This is a genomic window from Streptomyces sp. NPDC001828, from assembly GCF_042892175.1.
Classification (GTDB): Bacteria; Actinomycetota; Actinomycetes; order Streptomycetales; family Streptomycetaceae; genus Streptomyces.
Genome location: NZ_JBIATV010000015.1, coordinates 92,630 through 111,700, shown reverse-complemented (window position 1 = coordinate 111,700; position 19,071 = coordinate 92,630). Strand labels below are relative to the sequence as shown.

The 19,071-nt window shown below is 73.1% G+C and carries 22 protein-coding genes and 1 pseudogene; 17 read left to right on the top strand and 6 right to left on the bottom strand.

All coding sequences use genetic code 11. The features are described from left to right. Window positions 1-66 precede the first annotated feature (66 nt). On the top strand, window positions 67-1,854 hold the full coding sequence (locus ACFYZA_RS33330) for a CocE/NonD family hydrolase (RefSeq protein ID WP_388494383.1): 1,788 nt from the start codon (window positions 67-69) through the stop codon (window positions 1,852-1,854). Here ACFYZA_RS33330 and ACFYZA_RS33325 read toward each other — a convergent pair. Next, the gene (locus ACFYZA_RS33325; protein WP_388494382.1) at window positions 1,835-2,938 is read right to left on the bottom strand and encodes an adenosine deaminase; all 1,104 of its coding nucleotides are present in this window, start codon (window positions 2,936-2,938) and stop codon (window positions 1,835-1,837) included. The two genes, ACFYZA_RS33330 and ACFYZA_RS33325, sit on opposite strands and share 20 nt — an antisense overlap. A gap of 44 nt (window positions 2,939-2,982) precedes the next feature. Next, window positions 2,983-3,714, bottom strand: coding sequence for a GntR family transcriptional regulator (locus ACFYZA_RS33320; RefSeq protein WP_382589707.1), 732 nt, complete (start codon window positions 3,712-3,714; stop codon window positions 2,983-2,985). A gap of 200 nt (window positions 3,715-3,914) precedes the next feature. On the opposite strand from ACFYZA_RS33320, the gene ACFYZA_RS33315 reads away from it, so the two are divergent. Beyond that, complete coding sequence (locus ACFYZA_RS33315) at window positions 3,915-4,154, top strand: DUF1049 domain-containing protein (protein ID WP_382589704.1); 240 nt, start codon at window positions 3,915-3,917, stop codon at window positions 4,152-4,154. Between the two features lie 31 nt (window positions 4,155-4,185). After that, complete coding sequence (locus tag ACFYZA_RS33310) at window positions 4,186-4,791, top strand: GNAT family N-acetyltransferase (RefSeq protein WP_388494381.1); 606 nt, start codon at window positions 4,186-4,188, stop codon at window positions 4,789-4,791. Here ACFYZA_RS33310 and ACFYZA_RS33305 read toward each other — a convergent pair. Beyond that, window positions 4,788-5,129: a DUF6204 family protein gene (locus tag ACFYZA_RS33305; RefSeq protein ID WP_382589698.1), complete on the bottom strand. Its 342-nt coding sequence runs from the start codon at window positions 5,127-5,129 to the stop codon at window positions 4,788-4,790. The two genes, ACFYZA_RS33310 and ACFYZA_RS33305, sit on opposite strands and share 4 nt — an antisense overlap. A gap of 277 nt (window positions 5,130-5,406) precedes the next feature. On the opposite strand from ACFYZA_RS33305, the gene ACFYZA_RS33300 reads away from it, so the two are divergent. Then, on the top strand, window positions 5,407-7,374 hold the full coding sequence (locus ACFYZA_RS33300) for a DUF5107 domain-containing protein (protein WP_382589695.1): 1,968 nt from the start codon (window positions 5,407-5,409) through the stop codon (window positions 7,372-7,374). A gap of 189 nt (window positions 7,375-7,563) precedes the next feature. Further along, window positions 7,564-10,962, top strand: a complete 3,399-nt coding sequence (locus tag ACFYZA_RS33295) for a molybdopterin-dependent oxidoreductase (protein WP_388494380.1) — start codon at window positions 7,564-7,566, stop codon at window positions 10,960-10,962. A gap of 41 nt (window positions 10,963-11,003) precedes the next feature. Here the strand turns inward: ACFYZA_RS33295 and ACFYZA_RS33290 are convergent, their stop codons facing one another. Next, the gene (locus ACFYZA_RS33290) at window positions 11,004-11,357 is read right to left on the bottom strand and encodes a VOC family protein (RefSeq protein WP_382589689.1); all 354 of its coding nucleotides are present in this window, start codon (window positions 11,355-11,357) and stop codon (window positions 11,004-11,006) included. A gap of 244 nt (window positions 11,358-11,601) precedes the next feature. On the opposite strand from ACFYZA_RS33290, the gene ACFYZA_RS33285 reads away from it, so the two are divergent. From ACFYZA_RS33285 to ACFYZA_RS33275, 3 genes are all read left to right on the top strand, one after another. Beyond that, entirely contained in the window at window positions 11,602-11,961 is a 360-nt protein-coding gene (locus ACFYZA_RS33285; RefSeq protein ID WP_388494379.1) for a hypothetical protein, read from the top strand. A gap of 67 nt (window positions 11,962-12,028) precedes the next feature. Then, window positions 12,029-12,676 carry an RNA polymerase sigma factor gene (locus ACFYZA_RS33280; protein ID WP_388494378.1) on the top strand — a complete coding sequence of 216 codons (648 nt, stop codon included), beginning with the start codon at window positions 12,029-12,031 and terminating at the stop codon, window positions 12,674-12,676. Further along, window positions 12,673-13,002, top strand: coding sequence for a hypothetical protein (locus tag ACFYZA_RS33275; RefSeq protein WP_388494377.1), 330 nt, complete (start codon window positions 12,673-12,675; stop codon window positions 13,000-13,002). The genes ACFYZA_RS33280 and ACFYZA_RS33275 overlap by 4 nt, the downstream gene beginning before the upstream one ends. Before the next feature lie 12 nt (window positions 13,003-13,014). Here ACFYZA_RS33275 and ACFYZA_RS33270 read toward each other — a convergent pair whose 3' ends face one another. Further along, window positions 13,015-13,848 (bottom strand): class I SAM-dependent methyltransferase, encoded by an 834-nt coding sequence (locus tag ACFYZA_RS33270; protein ID WP_382589680.1) that lies wholly within the window; start codon window positions 13,846-13,848, stop codon window positions 13,015-13,017. A 195-nt stretch (window positions 13,849-14,043) separates the two neighbouring features. Here ACFYZA_RS33270 and ACFYZA_RS33265 point away from each other — a divergent pair, with 195 nt between their 5' ends. The 9 genes from ACFYZA_RS33265 (at window position 14,044) to ACFYZA_RS33225 (ending at window position 18,348) form a co-directional block, all read left to right on the top strand. Next, window positions 14,044-14,448, top strand: coding sequence for a phage holin family protein (locus ACFYZA_RS33265; protein ID WP_388494376.1), 405 nt, complete (start codon window positions 14,044-14,046; stop codon window positions 14,446-14,448). Between the two features lie 77 nt (window positions 14,449-14,525). Then, entirely contained in the window at window positions 14,526-14,885 is a 360-nt protein-coding gene (locus ACFYZA_RS33260) for a gas vesicle protein (protein WP_382598501.1), read from the top strand. A gap of 200 nt (window positions 14,886-15,085) precedes the next feature. Further along, a complete protein-coding gene (locus tag ACFYZA_RS33255) occupies window positions 15,086-15,508 on the top strand; it encodes a gas vesicle structural protein GvpA (RefSeq protein WP_100575201.1) in 423 nt (140 codons plus the stop codon). Beyond that, window positions 15,505-16,221: a GvpL/GvpF family gas vesicle protein gene (locus ACFYZA_RS33250; protein WP_388494375.1), complete on the top strand. Its 717-nt coding sequence runs from the start codon at window positions 15,505-15,507 to the stop codon at window positions 16,219-16,221. The genes ACFYZA_RS33255 and ACFYZA_RS33250 overlap by 4 nt, the downstream gene beginning before the upstream one ends. A gap of 4 nt (window positions 16,222-16,225) precedes the next feature. Beyond that, entirely contained in the window at window positions 16,226-16,480 is a 255-nt protein-coding gene (locus tag ACFYZA_RS33245; RefSeq protein WP_382598497.1) for a gas vesicle protein GvpG, read from the top strand. Then, window positions 16,480-16,929, top strand: coding sequence for a gas vesicle protein (locus tag ACFYZA_RS33240; protein WP_388494374.1), 450 nt, complete (start codon window positions 16,480-16,482; stop codon window positions 16,927-16,929). The genes ACFYZA_RS33245 and ACFYZA_RS33240 overlap by 1 nt, the downstream gene beginning before the upstream one ends. Beyond that, window positions 16,926-17,717: a GvpL/GvpF family gas vesicle protein gene (locus tag ACFYZA_RS33235; protein ID WP_388494373.1), complete on the top strand. Its 792-nt coding sequence runs from the start codon at window positions 16,926-16,928 to the stop codon at window positions 17,715-17,717. The genes ACFYZA_RS33240 and ACFYZA_RS33235 overlap by 4 nt, the downstream gene beginning before the upstream one ends. 14 nt (window positions 17,718-17,731) lie before the next feature. Beyond that, window positions 17,732-17,926: a gas vesicle protein gene (locus ACFYZA_RS33230; protein ID WP_388494466.1), complete on the top strand. Its 195-nt coding sequence runs from the start codon at window positions 17,732-17,734 to the stop codon at window positions 17,924-17,926. 161 nt (window positions 17,927-18,087) lie between these two features. Next, window positions 18,088-18,348, top strand: a complete 261-nt coding sequence (locus tag ACFYZA_RS33225) for a gas vesicle protein K (protein ID WP_100575206.1) — start codon at window positions 18,088-18,090, stop codon at window positions 18,346-18,348. A 40-nt stretch (window positions 18,349-18,388) separates the two neighbouring features. Here ACFYZA_RS33225 and ACFYZA_RS33220 read toward each other — a convergent pair. Then, window positions 18,389-19,000: pseudogene (locus ACFYZA_RS33220) on the bottom strand (phosphatase PAP2 family protein); the annotation flags it as partial. Window positions 19,001-19,071: the final 71 nt, after the last annotated feature.

Here is a 19,071-nt window from a genome sequence, read left to right as displayed (position 1 = left end):
GTTTCACGTGTCACAGCATGAGGCGGGCCTACCGGTCGGTAGGCCCGCCTCGCTGTGGAGGACGCCGTGACCCGTCGCCGTACCGTGCCCAGAACCCGCAAGCCGCTGGCGGCAGCCCTCGGCGCGGCGCTCGCCGTACCGCTGCTCGCGGCCGCGCCCGCCGTCGCCTCACAGGGCGCCGCGACCGGCCAAGTCACGGTCACCGCACTAAAGTTCACCGTACGGGCCGGGGGCCGGACCTGCGCGATCGACGCCGACCTCTACCGCCCCGCCGGGGTCGACAAGGCGCATCCCGCACCCGCCGTGCTCACCACCAACGGCTTCGGCGGCAGCAAGGCGGACGGCTCCACCGACGGCACCGCCAAGGCGTTCGCCGCCCGTGGCTATGTGGCGCTCGCCTACTCGGGGCTCGGCTTCGGCAAGTCGGGCTGCCTCATATCTCTCGACGACCCGGGCATCGACGGCCGCGCGGCCTCCCGCCTCGTCGACTTCCTCGCCGGGACCCGGGCCGCCGACGACGGCACCCGCGTCGACTTCGTCACCAAGGACCGCCCGGGCGACCCCCGCGTCGGCATGATCGGCGGCTCCTACGGCGGCGCCATCCAGATGGCCACGGCCGCCGTGGACCACCGCGTCGACGCCCTCGTCCCGATGATCACCTGGAACGACCTGTCGTACGCGCTCGACCCCAACAACGCGGCCGACCGCAAGGTGCCCGGCGCCTTCAAGTGGCAGTGGACCAACGGGTTCTACCTCATCGGCGAGAGCCAGCCCATCACCCTGCCGAACCTCGACCCCTCCCGCTGGGGCACGCTCGGCTGTGTGCACTTCGTGTCCGACGCCTGCGAGACCATCGGCCTGCTCAACTCCGGTAGCTACCCGGCCGCCCGCACCGCCGCGATGCTGCGCTACGCCCGGAGCGTCTCGCCGGTCAGCTACCTCGACCGGGTCCAGGCGCCCACCCTGCTCATCCAGGGCCAGACGGACAGCCTGTTCAACCTCAACGAGGCGACGGCGACGTACGACGCGCTCAAGGACAACGGCACCACGACCAAGATGATCTGGCAGTCCTGGGGCCACAGCGGCGGCCAGGCGCCGGGTGAACTGAACCTGGCCCAGGGCAACTTGGAGACCAGCTACACCGGCCGGCGCATCCTGGCCTGGTTCGACCGCTATCTGCGCAAGCAGAAGCACACGGACACCGGGCCCGCGTTCGCCTACTACCGCGACTGGCAGAGCGGTTACGGCGAGGCGTCCAGGGTTCCGCCGCTCTCGCAGAAGGTGTACCTCTCCGGCGACGGCAAGCTCGTCGACAACCGGGCGAAGGTGGCGAGCGGCAGCCGTACGTACACCAACTGGCCGGTGCCGACGAGCCATTCGGAGAGTTCTCTGGCCGGCATGATCGGCCTGCCCGACCCGGCGCCGTACGACACCCCGGGCACCTACCTCGGCTGGGACACCGACCCGCTGAAGGCGCCCGTCGACGTCGTCGGCTCGGCGAAGGCCACCCTCAAGGTCTCCTCGCCCGCCGCCCGCGCCGTTCAGAACTCCGGCGACGCCGCCGACAAGCTGGTGCTCTTCGCCAAGCTGTACGACGTGGCGCCCGACGGCACCAAGACCCTGGTGCGCCGCCTGGTCGCGCCGGTGCGGGTGCCGGACGTCACCAAGCCGTTCACCGTCGCGTTGCCCGGCATCGCGCACCGCTACGCGGCCGGGCACCGCATCGAGTTCGCGATCGCCGCGAGCGACGACGCCTACCTCGGCAACAAGGGCGTCAAGCCGGTGACGGTCGTGAGCGCCCCCGGCGACCCGGGGACGCTCCAACTGCCCGTCGTCAGCGGGAGGTTGAACTGAGCGCCGCGTAACCCGGGCGCACCAGCTCGTCGATGATGCGACGGCGTTCCGGCAGCGGCAGGAACGCCGCCTCGACCGCGGCGACGGTGAACTCCTCGAAGACCTCCGGGCCGTAGCCGAAGGCGTCCGCCATGTGCTGGAACTCCTCGCTCATGGTGGTGCCGGACACCAGGCGGTTGTCGGTGTTGAGGGTCACCGTGAAGCCGAGCCGGCGCAGCTCGTCGACCGGGTGCTTCTCGTACGAAAGGGCCGCGCCGGTCTGGAGGTTGGAGGTCGGGCAGACCTCCAGGGCGATCCGGTTGTCGCGGACGTAGGCCGCGAGGTGGCCGAGCGTGCCGTCGGCGGCGATGTCGTCCGTGATGCGCACGCCGTGGCCGATGCGCTCGGCGCCGCACACCTGGACCGCCTCGTGCACCGACTCCGCGCCCACGGCCTCGCCGGCGTGGATGGTGATGTGGCAGTTGGCCCGCTTGAGGTGCTGGAAGGCGGGCAGGTGCTCGGCCGGCGGGTTGCCGATCTCGCCGCCCGCGATGTCGAAGCCCGCGACGCCCCGGTCGCGGTGGGCGACGGTGAGCTCGGCTATCTCCAGGGAGCGCCGGGTGTGCCGCATGCCGGTGAGCAGCGCGCGGACGGTGATCCGCCCGCCGGTGCGGCGCTCGCCCTCGCGCAGGCCCTCGTTGACGGCGTCCACGACCTCGTCGAGGGTCAGGCCGCCCTCCAGGTGCTGCTCGGGCGCGTAGCGCACCTCCGCGTAGACGACGCCGTCGGCCGCCAGGTCCTCGGCGCACTCGGCCGCGATGCGGTGCAGCGCCGCACGGGTCTGCATCACCGCGCAGGTGTGGGCGAAGGTCTCCAGGTAACGCTCCAGCGAGCCGGAGTCGGCGGCGTCGCGGAACCAGAGCGCGAGCTCGGCCGGGTCCTCGGTCGGCAGCGCGGTGTACCCGCAGGCGCGGGCCAGCTCGACGATGGTGGCGGGGCGAAGGCCGCCGTCGAGGTGGTCGTGCAGGACGGCCTTCGGGGCGCGGCGGATCCACTCGGCGGGGGTGACCGAAAGGGTGGCGGCAGGGTTGTCTGACAAGTGCATGAGGCGGGAGTGTACAGCGTGCGGTGCCCCGGCCTCGTGGGGTGCTAGCAGGACTGGAGTACGGGCAGCCCCGGGGCTCCCGTCGGCAGCATGTGCTTGGCGGCCATGACCGGGGCGCCCTCGACCCGTACGACCTGGGTGATCAGCACGGCCGGGGTGTCCGCCGGGCGGTCCAGCTGCTCGCCCCTGCGCCGGCCGAGCAGCGTCGCGCTGATTCCGCTGTGCGCGGTGAGCGGGACGCCCCGTGAGGCCTCGGCGAGGACGGTGAGCATGGAGGCGGCGGGCTCGGCGCGCAGCGCCTCGGCGAACGCGGGGTGCAGGCGCGCCACGACGTCCTCGGGGGCCGCCCACTCATGGCTGAGCGCGACCGCGAGCGACTCCCCGACCAGGACGGACTCCCAGAACCGCAGCTCGGAGCCGGCGGGTGCGAGCAGATGCTGGGCGGTGAAGTCGGTGGGCTCCTCCCGGCTGCGCAGCAGGGCCCGTACGCGGACCGGGCCGAGCAGCTCGTCGAGCGGCTGGAGCTGTTCGAAGCCGCGCCGGGGCGGGCGGTCGTTCACGGTGCGGCCCACCCCGCGCCGCACCGAGAGCAGCCCGTCCTCCTGGAGCAGGAGCAGCGCCTCGCGCAGGGCGGGGCGGCCCACCCCCAGCTCGCCCGCGAGCTTCGGCTCCGACGGCAGGGTGGAGCCCGGGGGATAGGTGCCGTCGTGGATCGCGTCCGCGATCCGCTCGTACAGCGCCACGACCGGCCTGCGCTGCTGCCCGCCCACTGCCATGAATCCGCCCCTCGACGTACCGGAGGGCCAGCATGCCCCGCCCTCACTTGTCTGACAAGCAGGGGTGGGCCGGTGTCACCTGCTGTCCCCACCCACTCCGCCCCCTCACCCGGACGGCCCGCCCGGGCGCACCCCGGGGCGCCGCGTCCCACACCCTGGAACGAAGGGAGCGCCGGCAGCACGAGCGGAAGGACCGGACCATGAGCCCCAAGGGCGAGACGAGCGGTACGCAACGCGCGGCGGGCGGTGTCATCACCCCGGGCCGGATCGCGGTCCTGATCCTCGCGATCCTGGCGCTCGTCTTCATCTTCGAGAACACCCGGCACGTCAAGATCCGCCTGTTGATCCCCGAAGTCACCATGCCGCTGTACCTCGCGCTGCTCGCGGTGTTCGTGGTGGGGCTGTGCTGCGGCTACTTCCTGAAGAGGCGCAACAGATAGCGCGTGCGCGGTGGATCAGTAACCTGAGGCGATGCGCACTGAAGCCGATTTCCTCGCCGTGGGCCCACGCGTGGGCATACGGCACTTCACCCTGGAGGACGCGGCGGAATTCACCGCCCTCGCCGCGTCGAGCCGCGCTCTGCACGGCCCCTGGCTCGCCCCGCCCGCCGACTTCGAGGCGTACACGACGTACGCGCGGCGGCTCATCACCGACCCGGCCCGGCACGGCTTCCTGGTGTGCGAGCGGGACGGCGGCCGCATCGCCGGGTTCATCAACATCAACAACGTGGTGGAGGGCGCCTTCCTGTCCGGCGCCCTCGGCTACGGGGCCTTCGCCCCCTCGGCCGGGCGCGGCCTGATGAGCGAGGGCCTCGACCTCGTCCTGCGGTACGCCTTCACCACGCTCGGCCTGCACCGCCTGGAGGCGAACGTCCAGCCCGCCAACGTGGGCTCGGTCGCCCTGGTCCGCCGCGCGGGCTTCCGCCTGGAGGGGTACTCCCCGGACTTCCTCTTCATCGACGGCGCCTGGCGCGACCACGAGCGGTGGGCGATCACCCAGGAGATGCGCGAGACGGGCGGGGCGTCCGGGACGAACGACGCCGGTGCTGCCGGGCGGGCCGGGGAAGCGGCCGGCTAGCGGCGTCCGCTCTTGTAGTTGATCTTCATCGTGTCGAGGTCCGTCACCGTCGAACGCAGATCGCGGAAGCCGTGGCCCTGTGCGCTCAGCGCGGACTCCGCCCTGTCCTCGGCGATCGCGGCGGCCATCTCCTCGCCGTCGGCGGCGTCCGAGACGACCGTGAAGCGCCACGAGAAGTGCTTGAGAGCGCGGTCGTAGGCGAGCGAGCCCTCCTCGGTGAAGGCCATCGCGGTCAGGCCGTGGCCGTCGGCCTCGGCGAGCAGCCGCGCGCGCGAGTCCTCGCTCAGCCCGTCCCACACGCCGCGCACGATGACCCGGTAGGTGTGCCGCTCGCTCATGTCCCGCTGTCCTTCCGTACCGCACGTCCGTTGCGGGGCGATCGTCCCTCATCGGACGGAACGTGTCGATCGATATACGGGCACCGGCGGCGCCCGCCGCGCCCGGACCCGGGACCGGTGGCAGGCGTCCGCGCCTGCCACCGGCCCCGCCGGGGCGGCTTTTGCGCAACCGTGACCGGGGTAGCCCCTGGCCGTTGTCAGTGGCGCGGTGTTCCATGGTCATCGGGGGGTCGGCCGAAAGAGCTGCCGAAGCCCCGTACGAGGGAGTGAGGTTGCCTTGGCCACGACCGTGCGACGTGCCGTACTGACCCTGCCCGGCGCCCCGTTGGGCGAGGCGAACCCGCTGCCCGCGTTGCGCCCGCGCGACGAACTGCACCAACTCGACGAGCGCGCACGCGAGGGGCTGCCCCGGGACATGGCCCGCCAGATCGGGTACGCCCCGCTGGAGACGCTCCTTCCGGTGCGGGTCCTCGACGGCTACGGGCGCGAGCGCGACACCGTCGAGCTCGACACGATCGTGATCGAGAACGACCGGCTCCGCGCCACCGTCCTGCCGGGCCTCGGCGGCCGCGTCCACTCCCTGTTCCACAAGCCCACCGGGCGTGAACTCCTCTACACCAACCCGGTGTTCCAGCCCGCCGACTTCGCGCTCAACGGCGCCTGGTTCTCCGGCGGCATCGAGTGGAACATCGGCGCCACCGGCCACACCACCCTGTCCTGCGCCCCGCTCCACGCCGCCCTCGTGCCGGCGCCGGACGGCGGCCAGATGGTCCGCCTGTGGGAGTGGGAGCGGCTGCGCGACCTCCCCTACCAGGTCGACCTCTGGCTGCCCGACGACTCCGACTTCCTGTACGTGGGCGTCCGCGTCCGCAACCCGCACGAGCGGACCGCGCCCGTCTACTGGTGGTCCAACATCGCGGTCGAGGAGGGCGAGCGCACCCGGGTGCTGGCCCCCGCCGAAGAGGCCTGGCACTTCGGGTACGAGCGCACCCTGCGCCGGGTGCCCGTGCCCGCCTGGGACGGCACCGACCGCACCTACCCCCTGCGCAGCGAGCACCCCGCCGACTACTTCTACGAGGTCCCCGACGGCGCCCGCCGCTGGATCGCCTCGCTCGACGAGAGCGGCCAGGGCCTCGTCCAGACCTCCACGGACACCCTGCGCGGCCGCAAGCTGTTCCTGTGGGGCTCGGGGCGCGGCGGCCGCCGCTGGCAGGAGTGGCTGACCGAGCCCGGCACCGTCGGATACGCCGAGATCCAGGCGGGCCTCGCCCGGACCCAGCTGGAGCACGTCCCGCTCGACCCGGGCGCCGAGTTCGCCTGGCTGGAGGCGTACGGCCCGCTGAGCGCGGACGGGGCCGTCGTGCACGGCGACGACTGGGCGGCCGCCCGCGCCGAGGCCGAGGGCAGACTGGAGCGGGCCCTGCCGCGCGCCACGGTGGAGGAGGCGTACGCCGCCTGGCGCCCCTTCGCCGACACCGAGCCCGGCGAGCGCCTGGCCACCGGGTCCGGCTGGGGCGCCCTCGAAGTGCTGCGCACCGGAGCGAAACTGCCCGGCACCCCCTTCCCCGACCTGACGCTCACTCAGGAGCAGCGGCCCTGGCTTGAGTTGCTGCACAACGGGGTGCTGCCCGAGCCGCGCAAGGTGACCCCGCCAGGACCCACCCTGGTCGCCGCGCACTGGCGGGACATGCTGGAGACGGCGCCCGCCGACCCGCTCACGGAGTACCACCTCGGCGTCGCCCAGTGGCACGCGGGCGACCACGCCCAGGCCGTCCGCAGCTGGGAGCGCGGACTGCCGCTGGCCCCGTCCCGCTGGCCACTGCTGCGCTGCCTCGCGGTGGCCGACCAGCTGTCCGGACACGCCAGCCGCGCCGCCGACCGCTATGCCGAGGCGTACGACGACTTCTGCCAGGAGCGCAGGGAGGGCGAGCCGTGGACGGCGGCCGACGCCGCGCTCGGCCGCGAGGCGATGGAGGCCCTGCTCGCCGCGGGCCGCCCGGCGGACGCCCGCGCGATATGGGACCGCCTGCGCCCCGCCGTGCGCGAGCGGGGCCGCTTCCGCCTCGTCGAGGCCCAGCTCCTCCTCGCGGAGGGCGAGCCGGAGGCGGCGCGGGCCCTCTTCGACGCGGGTTTCGAGGTCGCCGACCTGCGCGAGGGCGCGGAAATACTGAACGAGGTCTGGGCCCGCCTCACCGACGACCCGCTCCCGGACCGCTACCAGTACCGGATGCGCCCCGAGGAGTAGGCCCCGGGCCCGAGGAGTCGGCCCGGGCCCCGATGAGTACGCCCCGCCCGTCGGCGGGGCGGGGTCAGGGGTCGCCCGCTCCGGCGGGCCCTTGGGCCCCGGTACAAGGGGCTTAGGACCGCCGAAATGATCGATCAAACGGGGCTTGAATGGGGGGAGGCAACGACGCCGGCGGACGGAGGCCCTGTCATGGCGGTCGAGGAGAAGCGCGGGTTCTGCACGCTCTGCAAGTCCCGCTGCGGCGCGGTCTTCACCGTGGAGGACGGCCGGCTCACCGGCGTCCGCCCGGACCCGGACCACCCCACGGGCGCCGCGATGTGCCCCAAGGGCCGGGCCGCACCGGAGATCGCCCACAGCACCCGCCGCCTGACCACACCCCTGCGCCGCACCAACCCCAAGACCGATCCGGACCCCGGCTGGGTGCAGATCTCCTGGGACGAGGCGATGACCGAGATCGCCGCCAAGCTCGCCGCCATCGCGGCCGAGAGCGGGCCGGAAGCGGTCGCCTTCGCGGTCGCCACCCCGAGCGGCACCGCCGTCTCCGACGCGACCGAGTGGATCGAGCGCTTCGTGCGCCACTTCGGCAGCCCCAACACCGTGTACAGCGCCGAGATCTGCAACTGGCACAAGGACTTCGCGCACGCCTTCACCTTCGGCGCTCCGATCCCGCCGCCGGACTACGCCCACGCCGACCTCGCGCTCCTGTGGGGCTTCAACCCGGCCAAGACCTGGCTCGCCCAGTCCGCCGCCGTCTCGGCCGCGCAGGCCCGGGGCATGAAGCTGGCCGTCGTCGACCCGCGCCGCTCCACCAGCGCGCTGCGCGCCGACCACTGGCTGCGGGTACGCCCCGGCACCGACGCTGCCCTCGCCCTCGGCCTGGCCCACCTCCTCATCCAACAGGGCACGTATGACGAGGAGTTCGTACGCTCCTGGACCAACGGCCCCCTCCTCGTGCGCCGCGACACGGGCCGCTTCCTGCGCGCGGGAGAGCTGTCCGGGGCCGCCGACGCCGAGGGCTTCGCCGTGCTCGACCGCGACACCGGCCGCGTCGAGGCGTACGACACCCGTGCGGCGGCCGTCCGGCCGGAGCGGTTCGCGCTGTCCGGCACCGTCGAGGTGCGCACCGCGCACGGGTCCCTGGTGGAGTGCGTCCCGGCGTTCCAGGAGTACGCGGACGCCTGTGCGCGCTGGCCCGTCGAAAGGGTGGCGCGGACCACCTGGATCCCGGAGGAAGAGATCCGCGCCCTCGCCGCCGAGATCGCCGCCGCGCGCTCGGTGACGTACTACGGCTGGACCGGCGTCGGCCAGAGTTCCAACGCATCGCAGACCGAGCGCGCCCTAGCCACCCTGTACGCCCTGACCGGCTCATTCGACGCGCCGGGCGGCAACCACGTCGTGCCGCCGCCTCCGTACAACTCCGCCACCAATCTCGGTCAGTTCGCCCCCGGGCAGCGGGCCAAGGCGCTCGGGCTCGACCGCCATCCGCTGGGGCCGCCCGCCTCCGGCTACATCAACGCGGGCGACCTGTGCCGTGCCATCGAGGATCAACAGCCCTATGCCGTACGTGCGTTGGTGGCCTTCGGCTCCAACCTCGTCGTCGCCCAGCCGGACTCCGGCCGAGTGGCCCGCGCCCTGCGACAGCTCGAATTCCAGGTCCACCTCGACCTGTTCGCCAACCCGACCAGCACCACCGCCGACATCGTCCTGCCCGTCAACAGCGCCTATGAGCGCGAGGCGCCGCGCTTCGGCTTCGAGATCGGCCACCGCGCGCAGGAGCAGGTGCAGCTGCGGCCGAAGCTGGTCGAGCCGCAGGGCGCGTCCCGCTCGGACACCGAGGTCGTCTTCGACCTGGCGTGCCGGCTCGGCATGGGCGAGCTGTTCTTCGACGGGGACATCGAGGCGGCCTGGAACTGGCAGCTGGAGCCGCTCGGCCTGACCGTGGCGGAGCTGCGCGAGAGCCCCGGTGGCGTGCGGATCCCGCGTCCGGTCACCCACCGCAAGTACGCGGCCGGCGACGGCGACCGGGTGGCGGGCTTCAACACCCCCACCCGACGCGTCGAGCTGTACTCCCAGCGCCTGCGCGACCACGGCTATCCGCCCGTGCCCGAACACCGCGAGCCCGCGCCCACCGACGCGGCCTTTCCCCTCGTCCTGACCTGCGCCAAACACGGCTACTTCGTGCACAGCCAGCACCGCTCGCTCACTTCCCTGCGCCGCCGCGCCACCGACCCCTCGGTGGACCTGCATCCCCGGACGGCCGCCGCGCACGGCATCGCCGAGGGTCAGTGGGTGGACCTGGCGACCCGGCGCGGCTCGGTGCGGCTGCGCGCCCGCTTCGACGACTCGCTGCACCCGTCGGTGGTGGTCGGCGAGTACGGCTGGTGGCAGGACGCACCCGATCTGGGCCTGCCCGGCGCCGATCCGCTGCACGCGGTCGGCCACAACTTCAACCGCCTGATCGACCACGCCGACGCCGACCCGCTGAGCGGTTCCGTTCCGCTGCGCTCCGCGGCCTGCCGCATCACCCCGGCACCGGCCGACGGCTACTGGAGCGGCACCCGGCCCTTCGTGGTCACCGCGCTCGGCTCGGCGGGGCCCGGCGTGCGGACCGTACGCCTGGAGGCGGCGGACGGCGGCCCGCTGCCCGACTTCCGCCCGGGCCAGCACCTGACCGTACGCGCCGAGAACGAGGACGGCACCCTCCAGCCTCCCGCACGCGGCCGCAGCTACTCGCTCACCGGCACGGCCCTCGACCCCGAGCGCCGCGCCTACGACCTCGCGGTGCGCCGCATCCCGGAGGGTGTCTTCTCCGGCTACGTCCACGAGGACCTGAAGGCCGGCGACCGACTCCATCTCGCCCATCCCGGCGGCACGTTCGTGATCCCCACCCACACGGACGCGCCCGTCGTCCTGATCGCGGGAGGCATCGGGATCACCCCCTTCCTCAGCTACCTGGAGACCCTCGCGGCGCGGGGCGGCACGGTACCGGAGGTGGTCCTGCACTACGGCAACGCGAACTCGGCGGACCACCCGTTCCGCGAGCGCATCCGCCAACTGGCCGACCTGATACCGCAGTTGACGGTGTACGACCACTACGCGGCCCCCGGCCCCGACGACCTGCTGGGCCGCGACCACGACCGCGAGGGCCTCATCACCGCCCGGTCGCTCGCGGACGACCTGCCGGCCCGGCGGGCCCGCTTCTACCTGTGCGGCCCCGCCCCCATGCTCGACTCCCTGACGGCGGGCCTGCGCGCACGAGGCGTGCCCGCCTTCGAGATCTTCAGCGAACGCTTCCGGGCGGCGGCGCACGAGGTCGACCTGCCCGACGACGCGGCCTTCACCGTCACCTTCGCCCGCTCCGACCGCGCGGTCCGCTGGACCAAGGCGTCCGGCACGCTCCTGACGGCGGCCGAGTCCGCGGGCCTCACGCTGCCGAGCGGCTGCCGCGTCGGCCAGTGCGAGAGCTGCGCGTGCCCGGTGCTGTCAGGGAGTGCCGCACACCTGGTGACCCCCGATGACGCCCTGCCCGACACATCGGTGCTGACCTGCCAGTCGGTGCCGACGTCCGACCTGGTTCTGGACGCGTAGCCGCGCGCGCTCCGGGTGCCCCCAGCGGCACCCCTCCCGGGTCAGTACGCCGGTTTGCGGTCGACGTACTCGAAGACCGAGCCGTCGGGGTGCAGGGCGATCAGGTTGCGGCCCACCGGGGTCGCCACCGGGCCCGCGATGACGTGGGCGCCCGCCGCCGTCAAGGTGCTGTGGGCCTCGTCGACGTCCTTGACGGCCACCGTCGCGGCCACCTTGCGCAGCACCTCGATCTCCTCCTCGGGGCCGCTCATCAGCAGGAAGGCCCCGACGGCCGCGACGGACACCCCGCCCCGGTCGAAGCGGAGCGCCTGACTGCCGGTGACGCGCTCGTAGAAGACGATCGCGCTCTCCAGGTCGTCGACGCAGATGCGCAGCGTTGTGCCCAGAATCTCCATGCCCCGAAGCCTAGTTGGGGGAGATCGTCCCCGGCAGGGGATCCGGCCGTCCGGACGCCACCGCCGACCGTGGCGGCACCTGAGGCGGCACCTGAGGCGGCACCCGAGGCGCACCGCCGGTCGTGCGCCGCGAAAAGTTTCCCGGACACGGTCGCAACCCCGGGGGGCGCCGCACGTCTGGTGGGGTGAAGGCGCCCTTCAGCAGTTCGTTCCGAGCGTGTTTCCCACTTCCCCGGAGAGTTCCATGTCCCAGCACGTCAAGCGCGACCGCAGCACCCGCCCCCGTTTCCTGGGCGCCGCCGTCACCGGTGTCGCACTGCTCCTGGGCGGCGCCTTCGCCGCGCAGGCCGCCGCCGACACCGGCCCGAAGCCCGCCGCCCCCAAGGCCGCCACCAGCGGCGACTCGGCCCCGGCCGTCTCCACGGCCGGCGGCGGCGCCTCGGGCGCGGCCAAGGCCACCGGCGCGTCCGGTGCCGCCAAGGTCACCGGCGCGGGCAAGGGAGCCGGCGCGGACAAGGGGGCCGGCGTGGCCGAGCCCGCCGCCGGATCGTCCTCCGATGTCGCACCCAAGGTGATCAAGCCGGGCAGCGGCGTCGGCAAGTAGCGCCAGCACCACGGGGCGGGCCGGCGGTCACTCGCCGGCCCGCCCTCCCGGACACGGATCGAGGCCCATGCAGTACGCCCTGCCCCACGCCCCACTCACCTCGTCGCGATCGCCCTGGTGGTCCCGGCTGTTCGCGCGCGTGTCCCGCACCGGTCAGGCGCCCGCGCGGCCGCGCCGGCCGCGCGCGGTCCCCGGGCCGTACGACACGGTGCGCCACGACGAACCGCCGCCCAACCTGACCGAGCTGTACCTGGCGCGCCGGCTCGACATGGTGCGGCTGGCGCTGTTCCTGGTGGACGATCTGCCCACCGCCGAGGACGTCGTCCAGGACGCCTTCGCCGCCGTGTGCCGCGGCTACGGCACCTCGCTGCGCGGGCTCCAGGACCCGGGGGCGTATCTGCGTACCGCCGTGGTCAACGCGGCGCGCTCCGTGCTGCGAAGACGCCGCACCTCCCGCGCCTACACCCCGCCCCACCAGGGTGCGGGCGCGCCCGTCGACGAACGGCTGCTCCTCGCCGAGGAACACCGTCAAGTCCTCGACGCCATGCGTCGGCTGACGCAGCGTCAGCGCGAGGTGCTGGTGCTGCGGTACTGGTCGGAGCTCACCGAGGCGCAGATCGCGGACACCCTCGGCCTGTCCCGAGGCACGGTCAAGTCCACCGCGAGCCGCGCACTGGACGTCCTGGAGAAGAGACTGGGGGAGGCTGCCCGATGAAGCCGAACACCGAGGACCGACGGTTCGCGACCGATGGCCGGGTGCGCGCGGCGCTGCTCGCCCGCAGCGACCTCGTCACCCACGCCGACCTGCGGCGCGACCCGCCGCCGCAGGGCCGGAGCTGGGGAGTCCGCCGAGTGCGCAGGGCCGCCTTCGCCGCACTCGGCGTCGCGGCCGCCGTGGTGGCCGTATGCCTGGTGGCCCTGCTGCCCGGCAGCGCCCTGGACCCGGCCCCGGTCCCGCCCGCCCGCAGCCCGGGTCCGAACCAGGTCTCGCCCGGGCCGAGTTCACCGGACGGCCCGCCCCGCGTGGTCCGCACGCCGTAGCGGGCCGGCCGGTCACACGCGGCAGAGGATCTCGCCGTGCGGCACCATGAACCACGCGTCGTCCCGGGTGCTCCACTCCCGCCACGCGCCGGAGATCGCGGCCAGCTCGTCCGCCGTGGCATGGCCGCCCTCGACCGCCAGCCGTGCGTACGAGGAGGCGACCGTGCGGTCCGCCCACAGCCCGCCCCACCACGCGCGCTCCTCCTCGGTCGCGAAGCACCACGTGCTCGCGGAGGCCGTGATGTCGGTACAACCGGCTTGCAGCGCCCAGGACTTGAGGCGGCGCCCCGCATCCGGCTCGCCCCCGTTGGCCCGGGCCACCCGGTGGTACAGCTCCAGCCATCCGTCCAGTACCGGCGACGCGGGGAACCACGTGAAGGCGCCGTAGTCGCTGTCCCGCACCGCCACGATGCCGCCCGGCTTGGTGACCCGGCGCATCTCGCGCAGCGCCCGCACCGGGTCGCCGACGTGCTGCAGTACCTGATGGGCGTGGACCACGCAGAACGTGTCGTCGGGGAAGTCGAGCGCGTGCACGTCCGCCACCGCGAACGACATGTTGTCCAGGCCGCGTTGGGCGGCGTGCGCGCGGGCCTGCTCGACGATGCCGGGCGCGTGGTCGACCGCCGTGACATGCCCGTCGGGCACCAGCGCCGCCAGGTCCGCCGAGATGGTGCCCGGCCCGCAGCCGATGTCCAGGACCCGCATGTGCGGCTTCAGCTCACCGACGAGGTACGCCGCCGAGTTCGCGGCGGTGCGCCAGGTGTGCGAGCGCAGTACCGACTCGTGGTGGCCGTGCGTGTAGACGGCGGTCTCGCCCGGCGTGGCCGGGGGCGTCTCCTGGGACATGGGCGGACTCCCTCTCCGAGAACTCGACGGTGAGCGGCACACCGCACGGCCGCGCCGTGGCCGTGCGGTGAACCGCCCCACTGGTGAGTCCACTCTAGAGCCGCCCTCCAGATAATGAGATCCACGTCTTGGGATGTGGACACGCGTAAAGGGTTCGGCTGGACTGCCGAACGCCCGGACGGGTACTCGGACGCCATGGACACGAACCTGCCGAACCTGCCGGAGCAGCTCTCCCAGGTCGTCCGGGACGCCATCCGGGACGAGCTGCGCGAACAGACCAAGAAGCAGCGCCGAGCCGCGCGGATGTACGCGGGAGCCGGCGCCGCCGGGCTCTACGGGGGCGCCGCGCTCACCGCGTTCCTGCTCCTCGTCCTCGCGATGGCGCTGCCCTACTGGGCGGCAGCGCTGATCGTCGCCGTGCTCCTGCTCGGCGCGACGGCCCTGCTGAGCCGGGGCGCACGAGGCAGCCGGAGCGCGCTCCCCGACCGGCCGGCCGCGCCCCTGGAGCCGGGGGTGCCGCCGGGCGCCCCCGTCATGCCGTCGGTGACCCCGCCCGGCAGCCCCGAGCCGCCGCACAGCCCCTTGCGCAACACCCCGTGACACCGGCCGCTGACCGCGCGCGGAGGGTTTGATCCGGCGTTCAGCGGCTACCCGGACTTTCAACCCGGGAGGTGAACGTGGTCGACAAAGACGAGAGCGAATCGAAGGCGTCGCCCAGGACCGCGGCGAAGAAGACCGCTGGGACGACTGCGGCCAAGAGCCGTGAGGACGACGGCCTCCCGAGCGCGATGGAGGTCCTGCGGGGCGCCCGAGCCCAGCTCTCCGAGCTCATCGGCATGCCCGCCGAGTCCGTCTCTTCCTTCGAACGCAGCGAGGACGGCTGGCAGTTGAGGATCGAGGTCCTCGAACTGTCCCGCGTCCCGGACACCATGAGCCTGCTCGCCTCCTACGAGGTGGAGCTGGACCCGCAGGGCGAACTCACCGGCTACCGAAGGCTGCGCCGCTACGAACGCGGCCGGGCCGACAAGGGCAACTGACCCGCCCGCCAGCAGTTTTGGCGCAGGCGGCGGCCCGCGAACCACGCGCGAAGTGACAGCAACCACCCCGACCACCCGACGGCGAAGTCCAACGACAGGGCGCACCGACAGAGCCCGTCGACCCACCCCACCGACGAAGCCGGACGGCAAAGCCAGACGACACAGAACCTGACGCCAACAGACAAGGAGGGCCGGAGACCATGACGGTTGTCCCGGCACAACAAAGCGGCAGTGGCGGCGGCTCCAGTGGCCTCTACGACGTCCTGGAACTCGTGCTCGACCGAGGTCTCGTGATCGACGCGTTCGTGCGTGTCTCCCTCGTCGGCATCGAGATCCTCAAGATCGACATACGAGTCGTGGTCGCCAGCGTCGACACCTATCTGCGGTTCGCCGAGGCGTGCAACCGCCTCGACCTGGAAGCGGGCCCGAAGCGCAGCCCCGGCCTGCCCGACCTGGTCGGCGAGATCACCGAGTCCGGCGCCCGCGGCAAGTCCAAGGGAGCGCTCTCGGGAGCCGCGCAGACCATCTCCGAGGCCTTCAAGGAGGCGCGCGACGGGGGCGAGGAATCGCCTCGCCCCCGGTCCCGTCGCACCACCACGCGCCGTAAGGAGGAGCAGGAATGACCACGTACGTCTACGGCATCGCCCGCCGGGGCCACGGCCGCCTGCCGGAGCGGATGGGCGGCATCGGCGACCCGCCGCGCCCGGTCCGTACGGTCGAGCAGGGTGATCTGGTGGCGCTGGTCAGCGACGCACCCGAAGGGCTCAGGCCCAAGCGCCGCGACCTGCTCGCCCACCAGAACGTGCTCGCCGAGGCGGGCGCGGGCGGCGCCGTGCTCCCGATGCGGTTCGGCGGTGTCTCGGCCGACGACGAGGCCGTGCGCGCCGTACTCGCCGAGCACGAGGAGCGCTATCTGGAGCGGCTCGAAGCGCTCGACGGCAAGGTCGAGTACAACGTGAAGGCCACCCATGACGAAGAGGCCGTCCTTCATCAAGTACTCGCGGAGAACGCCGAGTTGAGGGCGCTGAGCGAGGCGAACCGCAAGGCCGGCGGCGGCAGCTACGAGGACAAGCTGCGGCTCGGAGAGCGCATCGCCGCGGCCGTGCAGCAGCGCGAGGCCTCCGACGCCCTCCTCGTCGAGAGCGCTCTCGACGGCGCGGCCGAGGAACGCAGCCCCGGGCCGCAGTCCACGGGCTGGCTCGCCAACATCTCCTACCTCGTGCCGCGCGACGGCGCCGCCGCGTTCGTGGCCGCCGTCGACGCCCTGCGCGAGCGTGCCCCGCACCTCGTCGTCCAGGTCCACGGGCCGCTGCCGCCCTACAGCTTCACGGGGTGAAGCCGTGGGTCTCCTGAAGTCACTGCTGCTGCTTCCCGCGGCGCCCGTCCGCGGCACCTTCTGGGTGCTCGGGCAGGTCGCCGCGGAGGCGGAGCGGCAGTACTACGACCCTGCGACGGTCCGCCGCGAACTCGCGGCACTGGAACAACAACTGACGAACGGTGAGATAGACGAGGCAGAGTTCGACCGTCGCGAGGACGAGCTCCTCGACCGGCTCGAGCACCCCGCCCAAGGCGTGGCCGATCCGCGGAGGACCTGATGGCGACCCCGGCACGATTTCCCGACGCGTACCAGCCCGATGGCGGCGGCGCGAACCTGGCCGACATTCTCGAACGCGTCCTCGACAAGGGAATCGTGATCGCCGGGGACATCCGCATCAACCTCCTCGACATCGAACTCCTCACGATCAAGCTGCGGCTCATCGTCGCCTCGATCGACAAGGCGAAGGAAATGGGCATCGACTGGTGGGAGGACGACCCCGCCCTCTCCACCGGCGCCCGCCGCCGCGAACTGTCACGCGAGAAAGACGAGTTGAAGGCCCGAATAGCAGCCCTTGAGGCGGCCTCCCGCCCCCTTGAGAGCGCTCCCGAGACCGCCCGCGGGACCGCCCCCGGGGCGAAGACGCAGAAGACAGCGAAGGCGGAGGAGCCGCAGGAGAAGACGCGACAGGGCACGAGCTCCGCACCGGACGAGGGCGGTGACCGATGAACGACGGCGAGCTGCTGTACGTGTACGCCGTGACGCGCCCCTTCACCGCCGCGCTCCCCGACGCCGTACGCGCTCTCGACGGACAGCCGCCCGCGCTGATCGAGCACCGCGGACTGTGCGCCGCGGTGAGCCGCGTCCCCGCCGAGCACTTCGACGCGGCCCCGCTCCGCGCCCACTTGGAAGACCTGGACTGGCTCTCCGAGGTCGCCCGCAACCACCAGGCGGTGATCGCCGCCCTCGCCACGGTGTCCTGCCCCGTGCCACTCAGGCTCGCGACGGTGTGCCGGGACGAGGACGGGGTGCGCAGGCTCCTCGACTCCGGGAGCGCCCGCTTCGAGTCGGCCATCGAGCGCCTGGACGGGCGCGTCGAGTGGGGCGTCAAGGTGTACGCCGAGCCCGCACCGCCCGAACGTCTCGCACCCGCGCCGGAGTTGACGGCCGCCACTGGAAGGGACTACTTGCGCCGACGTCTCGGTCAGCGCCAGAACCGGGACCAGAGCTGGCAGCGGGCGGGAGCGCTCTCCCGCGCCCTGCACGCCGAACTGTGCGAGCGCGCCGAGGCCGGGCGCCTGCACCCGCCGCAGAGCGGACGGCTCTCCGGCGCGCCCGGTGAGAACGTGCTCAACGCCGCCTATCTGGTACCGCGCGAGCGGAGCGACGAGTTCGTCGCGACGGTGCGGGACCGCACCCCGCAGGGCGAGGGCGTCCGGGTGGAGCTGACCGGACCCTGGGCGCCGTACTCCTTCGTCGGCGGCCCGGACGACGGCCCGGACCAGGGGGAGTCGTGAACGACGGCGACGCGCTGGCGCAGCGCGAGATCGCCCTGGTCGACCTGCTCGACCGGCTGCTGGCCGGCGGCGTGGTCATCACCGGCGACCTCACGCTGAGGATCGCGGACGTGGACCTCGTGCGCATCGACCTGAACGCCCTGGTGAGTTCCGTCAGCGCCGAAGTCCCGTCCCCCTTCCAGGATGTCGACCCCGAGGAGCCCGCGTGATCGACGACCTGCTGAACGACGTGACCGCGCACGCGCTGGGTGAACCGGGATCGGCAGAGCCGTCGCGCGACGCTGCGGAGGGGGCCGAGTCCGTACGTGACCGGACGGAGGAGGGCGACCCTGTACGTGACCGGGCGGCGGGGAGCGGGACCCGGCGCCGGGTGGAACTGGACCCCGACACCGTGGAGCGCGATCTGGCGCGGCTCGTCCTGACCGTTGTGGAACTGTTGCGGCAGCTCATGGAGCGCCAGGCCCTGCGCCGCGTGGAGACCGGCGAGCTCACCGAGGACCAGGAGGAGCGGATCGGGCTCACGCTCATGCTCCTGGAGAACCGGATGGGCGAACTGAGGTCGAAGTTCGGGCTGCGCCCGGAGGACCTCAACATCGACCTCGGCCCGCTCGGGCCCCTGCTCCCGAGGTAGACGAGCCGGGTCATCCGACCGATTCGTCCGACGGTTCGTCCGAGGGGGACGACGCCCTGATTCGGGATTCCGGGGCTGACGACGTCTGGGCCCCACCCCCGGTGATGTGCGCGAGGGGTACGAGCCCGCGCACGGCGAAGGCCGCGCCCACGCCGAGCGCCGCCCCCGCCAGCACATCGCCCGGATAGTGCACCCCGGTGTACACACGGGAGGCGGCCACCGAGAAGCCCAGCGGAGCCAGGGCCGCGCCCCACGCCCGCGACTCCAGAGCGACGCCCGCGACGAACGCCGCGGCGGACGCGGAGTGGCCGGAGGGGAAGGACGTCGTGATCGGGCGGTGCTTCAACTGCCGTACCAGCGGCACCGCGTCGGCCAGCGGCCGGGCCCGGCGCACCGACCGCTTGGCCACGGTGTTCACGGTCAGCGAGGCCAGCGCGAGCGAGGCGACGCCGCGCAACGCCGCGCGGCGGGCCCGGGGCGAGCGGGTCGCGTTCATGGCTGCGGCCGTCGCGAACCAGAGGACGCCGTGGTTGGCGGAGCGGCTCAGCCGGGGCAGCACGGCTTCGGCGGCCGGCCAGTGCCGGGTGGCCGCGAAGTTGAAGAGCGCCCGGTCCCGGGCGCCGATTCGCTTGTGCCAAGGAGACTCAGTCATGGCACGCGACTACCCGGCAGCCCCTCGCCCAACCCGCCCCGACCTGGGGCTCGACTCCCGGGGACGCGGCA

Coding starts and splice junctions, on each gene's coding strand:
- ACFYZA_RS33235 (WP_388494373.1), top strand. CDS start 16,926: ATGAACGACGGCGAGCTGCTGTACGTGTACGCCGTGACGCGCCCCTTC.
- ACFYZA_RS33285 (WP_388494379.1), top strand. CDS start 11,602: ATGTCCCAGCACGTCAAGCGCGACCGCAGCACCCGCCCCCGTTTCCTG.
- ACFYZA_RS33255 (WP_100575201.1), top strand. CDS start 15,086: ATGACGGTTGTCCCGGCACAACAAAGCGGCAGTGGCGGCGGCTCCAGT.
- ACFYZA_RS33305 (WP_382589698.1), bottom strand. CDS start 5,129: ATGAGCGAGCGGCACACCTACCGGGTCATCGTGCGCGGCGTGTGGGAC.
- ACFYZA_RS33325 (WP_388494382.1), bottom strand. CDS start 2,938: ATGCACTTGTCAGACAACCCTGCCGCCACCCTTTCGGTCACCCCCGCC.
- ACFYZA_RS33290 (WP_382589689.1), bottom strand. CDS start 11,357: ATGGAGATTCTGGGCACAACGCTGCGCATCTGCGTCGACGACCTGGAG.
- ACFYZA_RS33275 (WP_388494377.1), top strand. CDS start 12,673: ATGAAGCCGAACACCGAGGACCGACGGTTCGCGACCGATGGCCGGGTG.
- ACFYZA_RS33315 (WP_382589704.1), top strand. CDS start 3,915: ATGAGCCCCAAGGGCGAGACGAGCGGTACGCAACGCGCGGCGGGCGGT.
- ACFYZA_RS33320 (WP_382589707.1), bottom strand. CDS start 3,714: ATGGCAGTGGGCGGGCAGCAGCGCAGGCCGGTCGTGGCGCTGTACGAG.
- ACFYZA_RS33265 (WP_388494376.1), top strand. CDS start 14,044: ATGGACACGAACCTGCCGAACCTGCCGGAGCAGCTCTCCCAGGTCGTC.
- ACFYZA_RS33240 (WP_388494374.1), top strand. CDS start 16,480: ATGGCGACCCCGGCACGATTTCCCGACGCGTACCAGCCCGATGGCGGC.
- ACFYZA_RS33310 (WP_388494381.1), top strand. CDS start 4,186: ATGCGCACTGAAGCCGATTTCCTCGCCGTGGGCCCACGCGTGGGCATA.
- ACFYZA_RS33280 (WP_388494378.1), top strand. CDS start 12,029: ATGCAGTACGCCCTGCCCCACGCCCCACTCACCTCGTCGCGATCGCCC.
- ACFYZA_RS33270 (WP_382589680.1), bottom strand. CDS start 13,848: ATGTCCCAGGAGACGCCCCCGGCCACGCCGGGCGAGACCGCCGTCTAC.
- ACFYZA_RS33295 (WP_388494380.1), top strand. CDS start 7,564: ATGGCGGTCGAGGAGAAGCGCGGGTTCTGCACGCTCTGCAAGTCCCGC.
- ACFYZA_RS33250 (WP_388494375.1), top strand. CDS start 15,505: ATGACCACGTACGTCTACGGCATCGCCCGCCGGGGCCACGGCCGCCTG.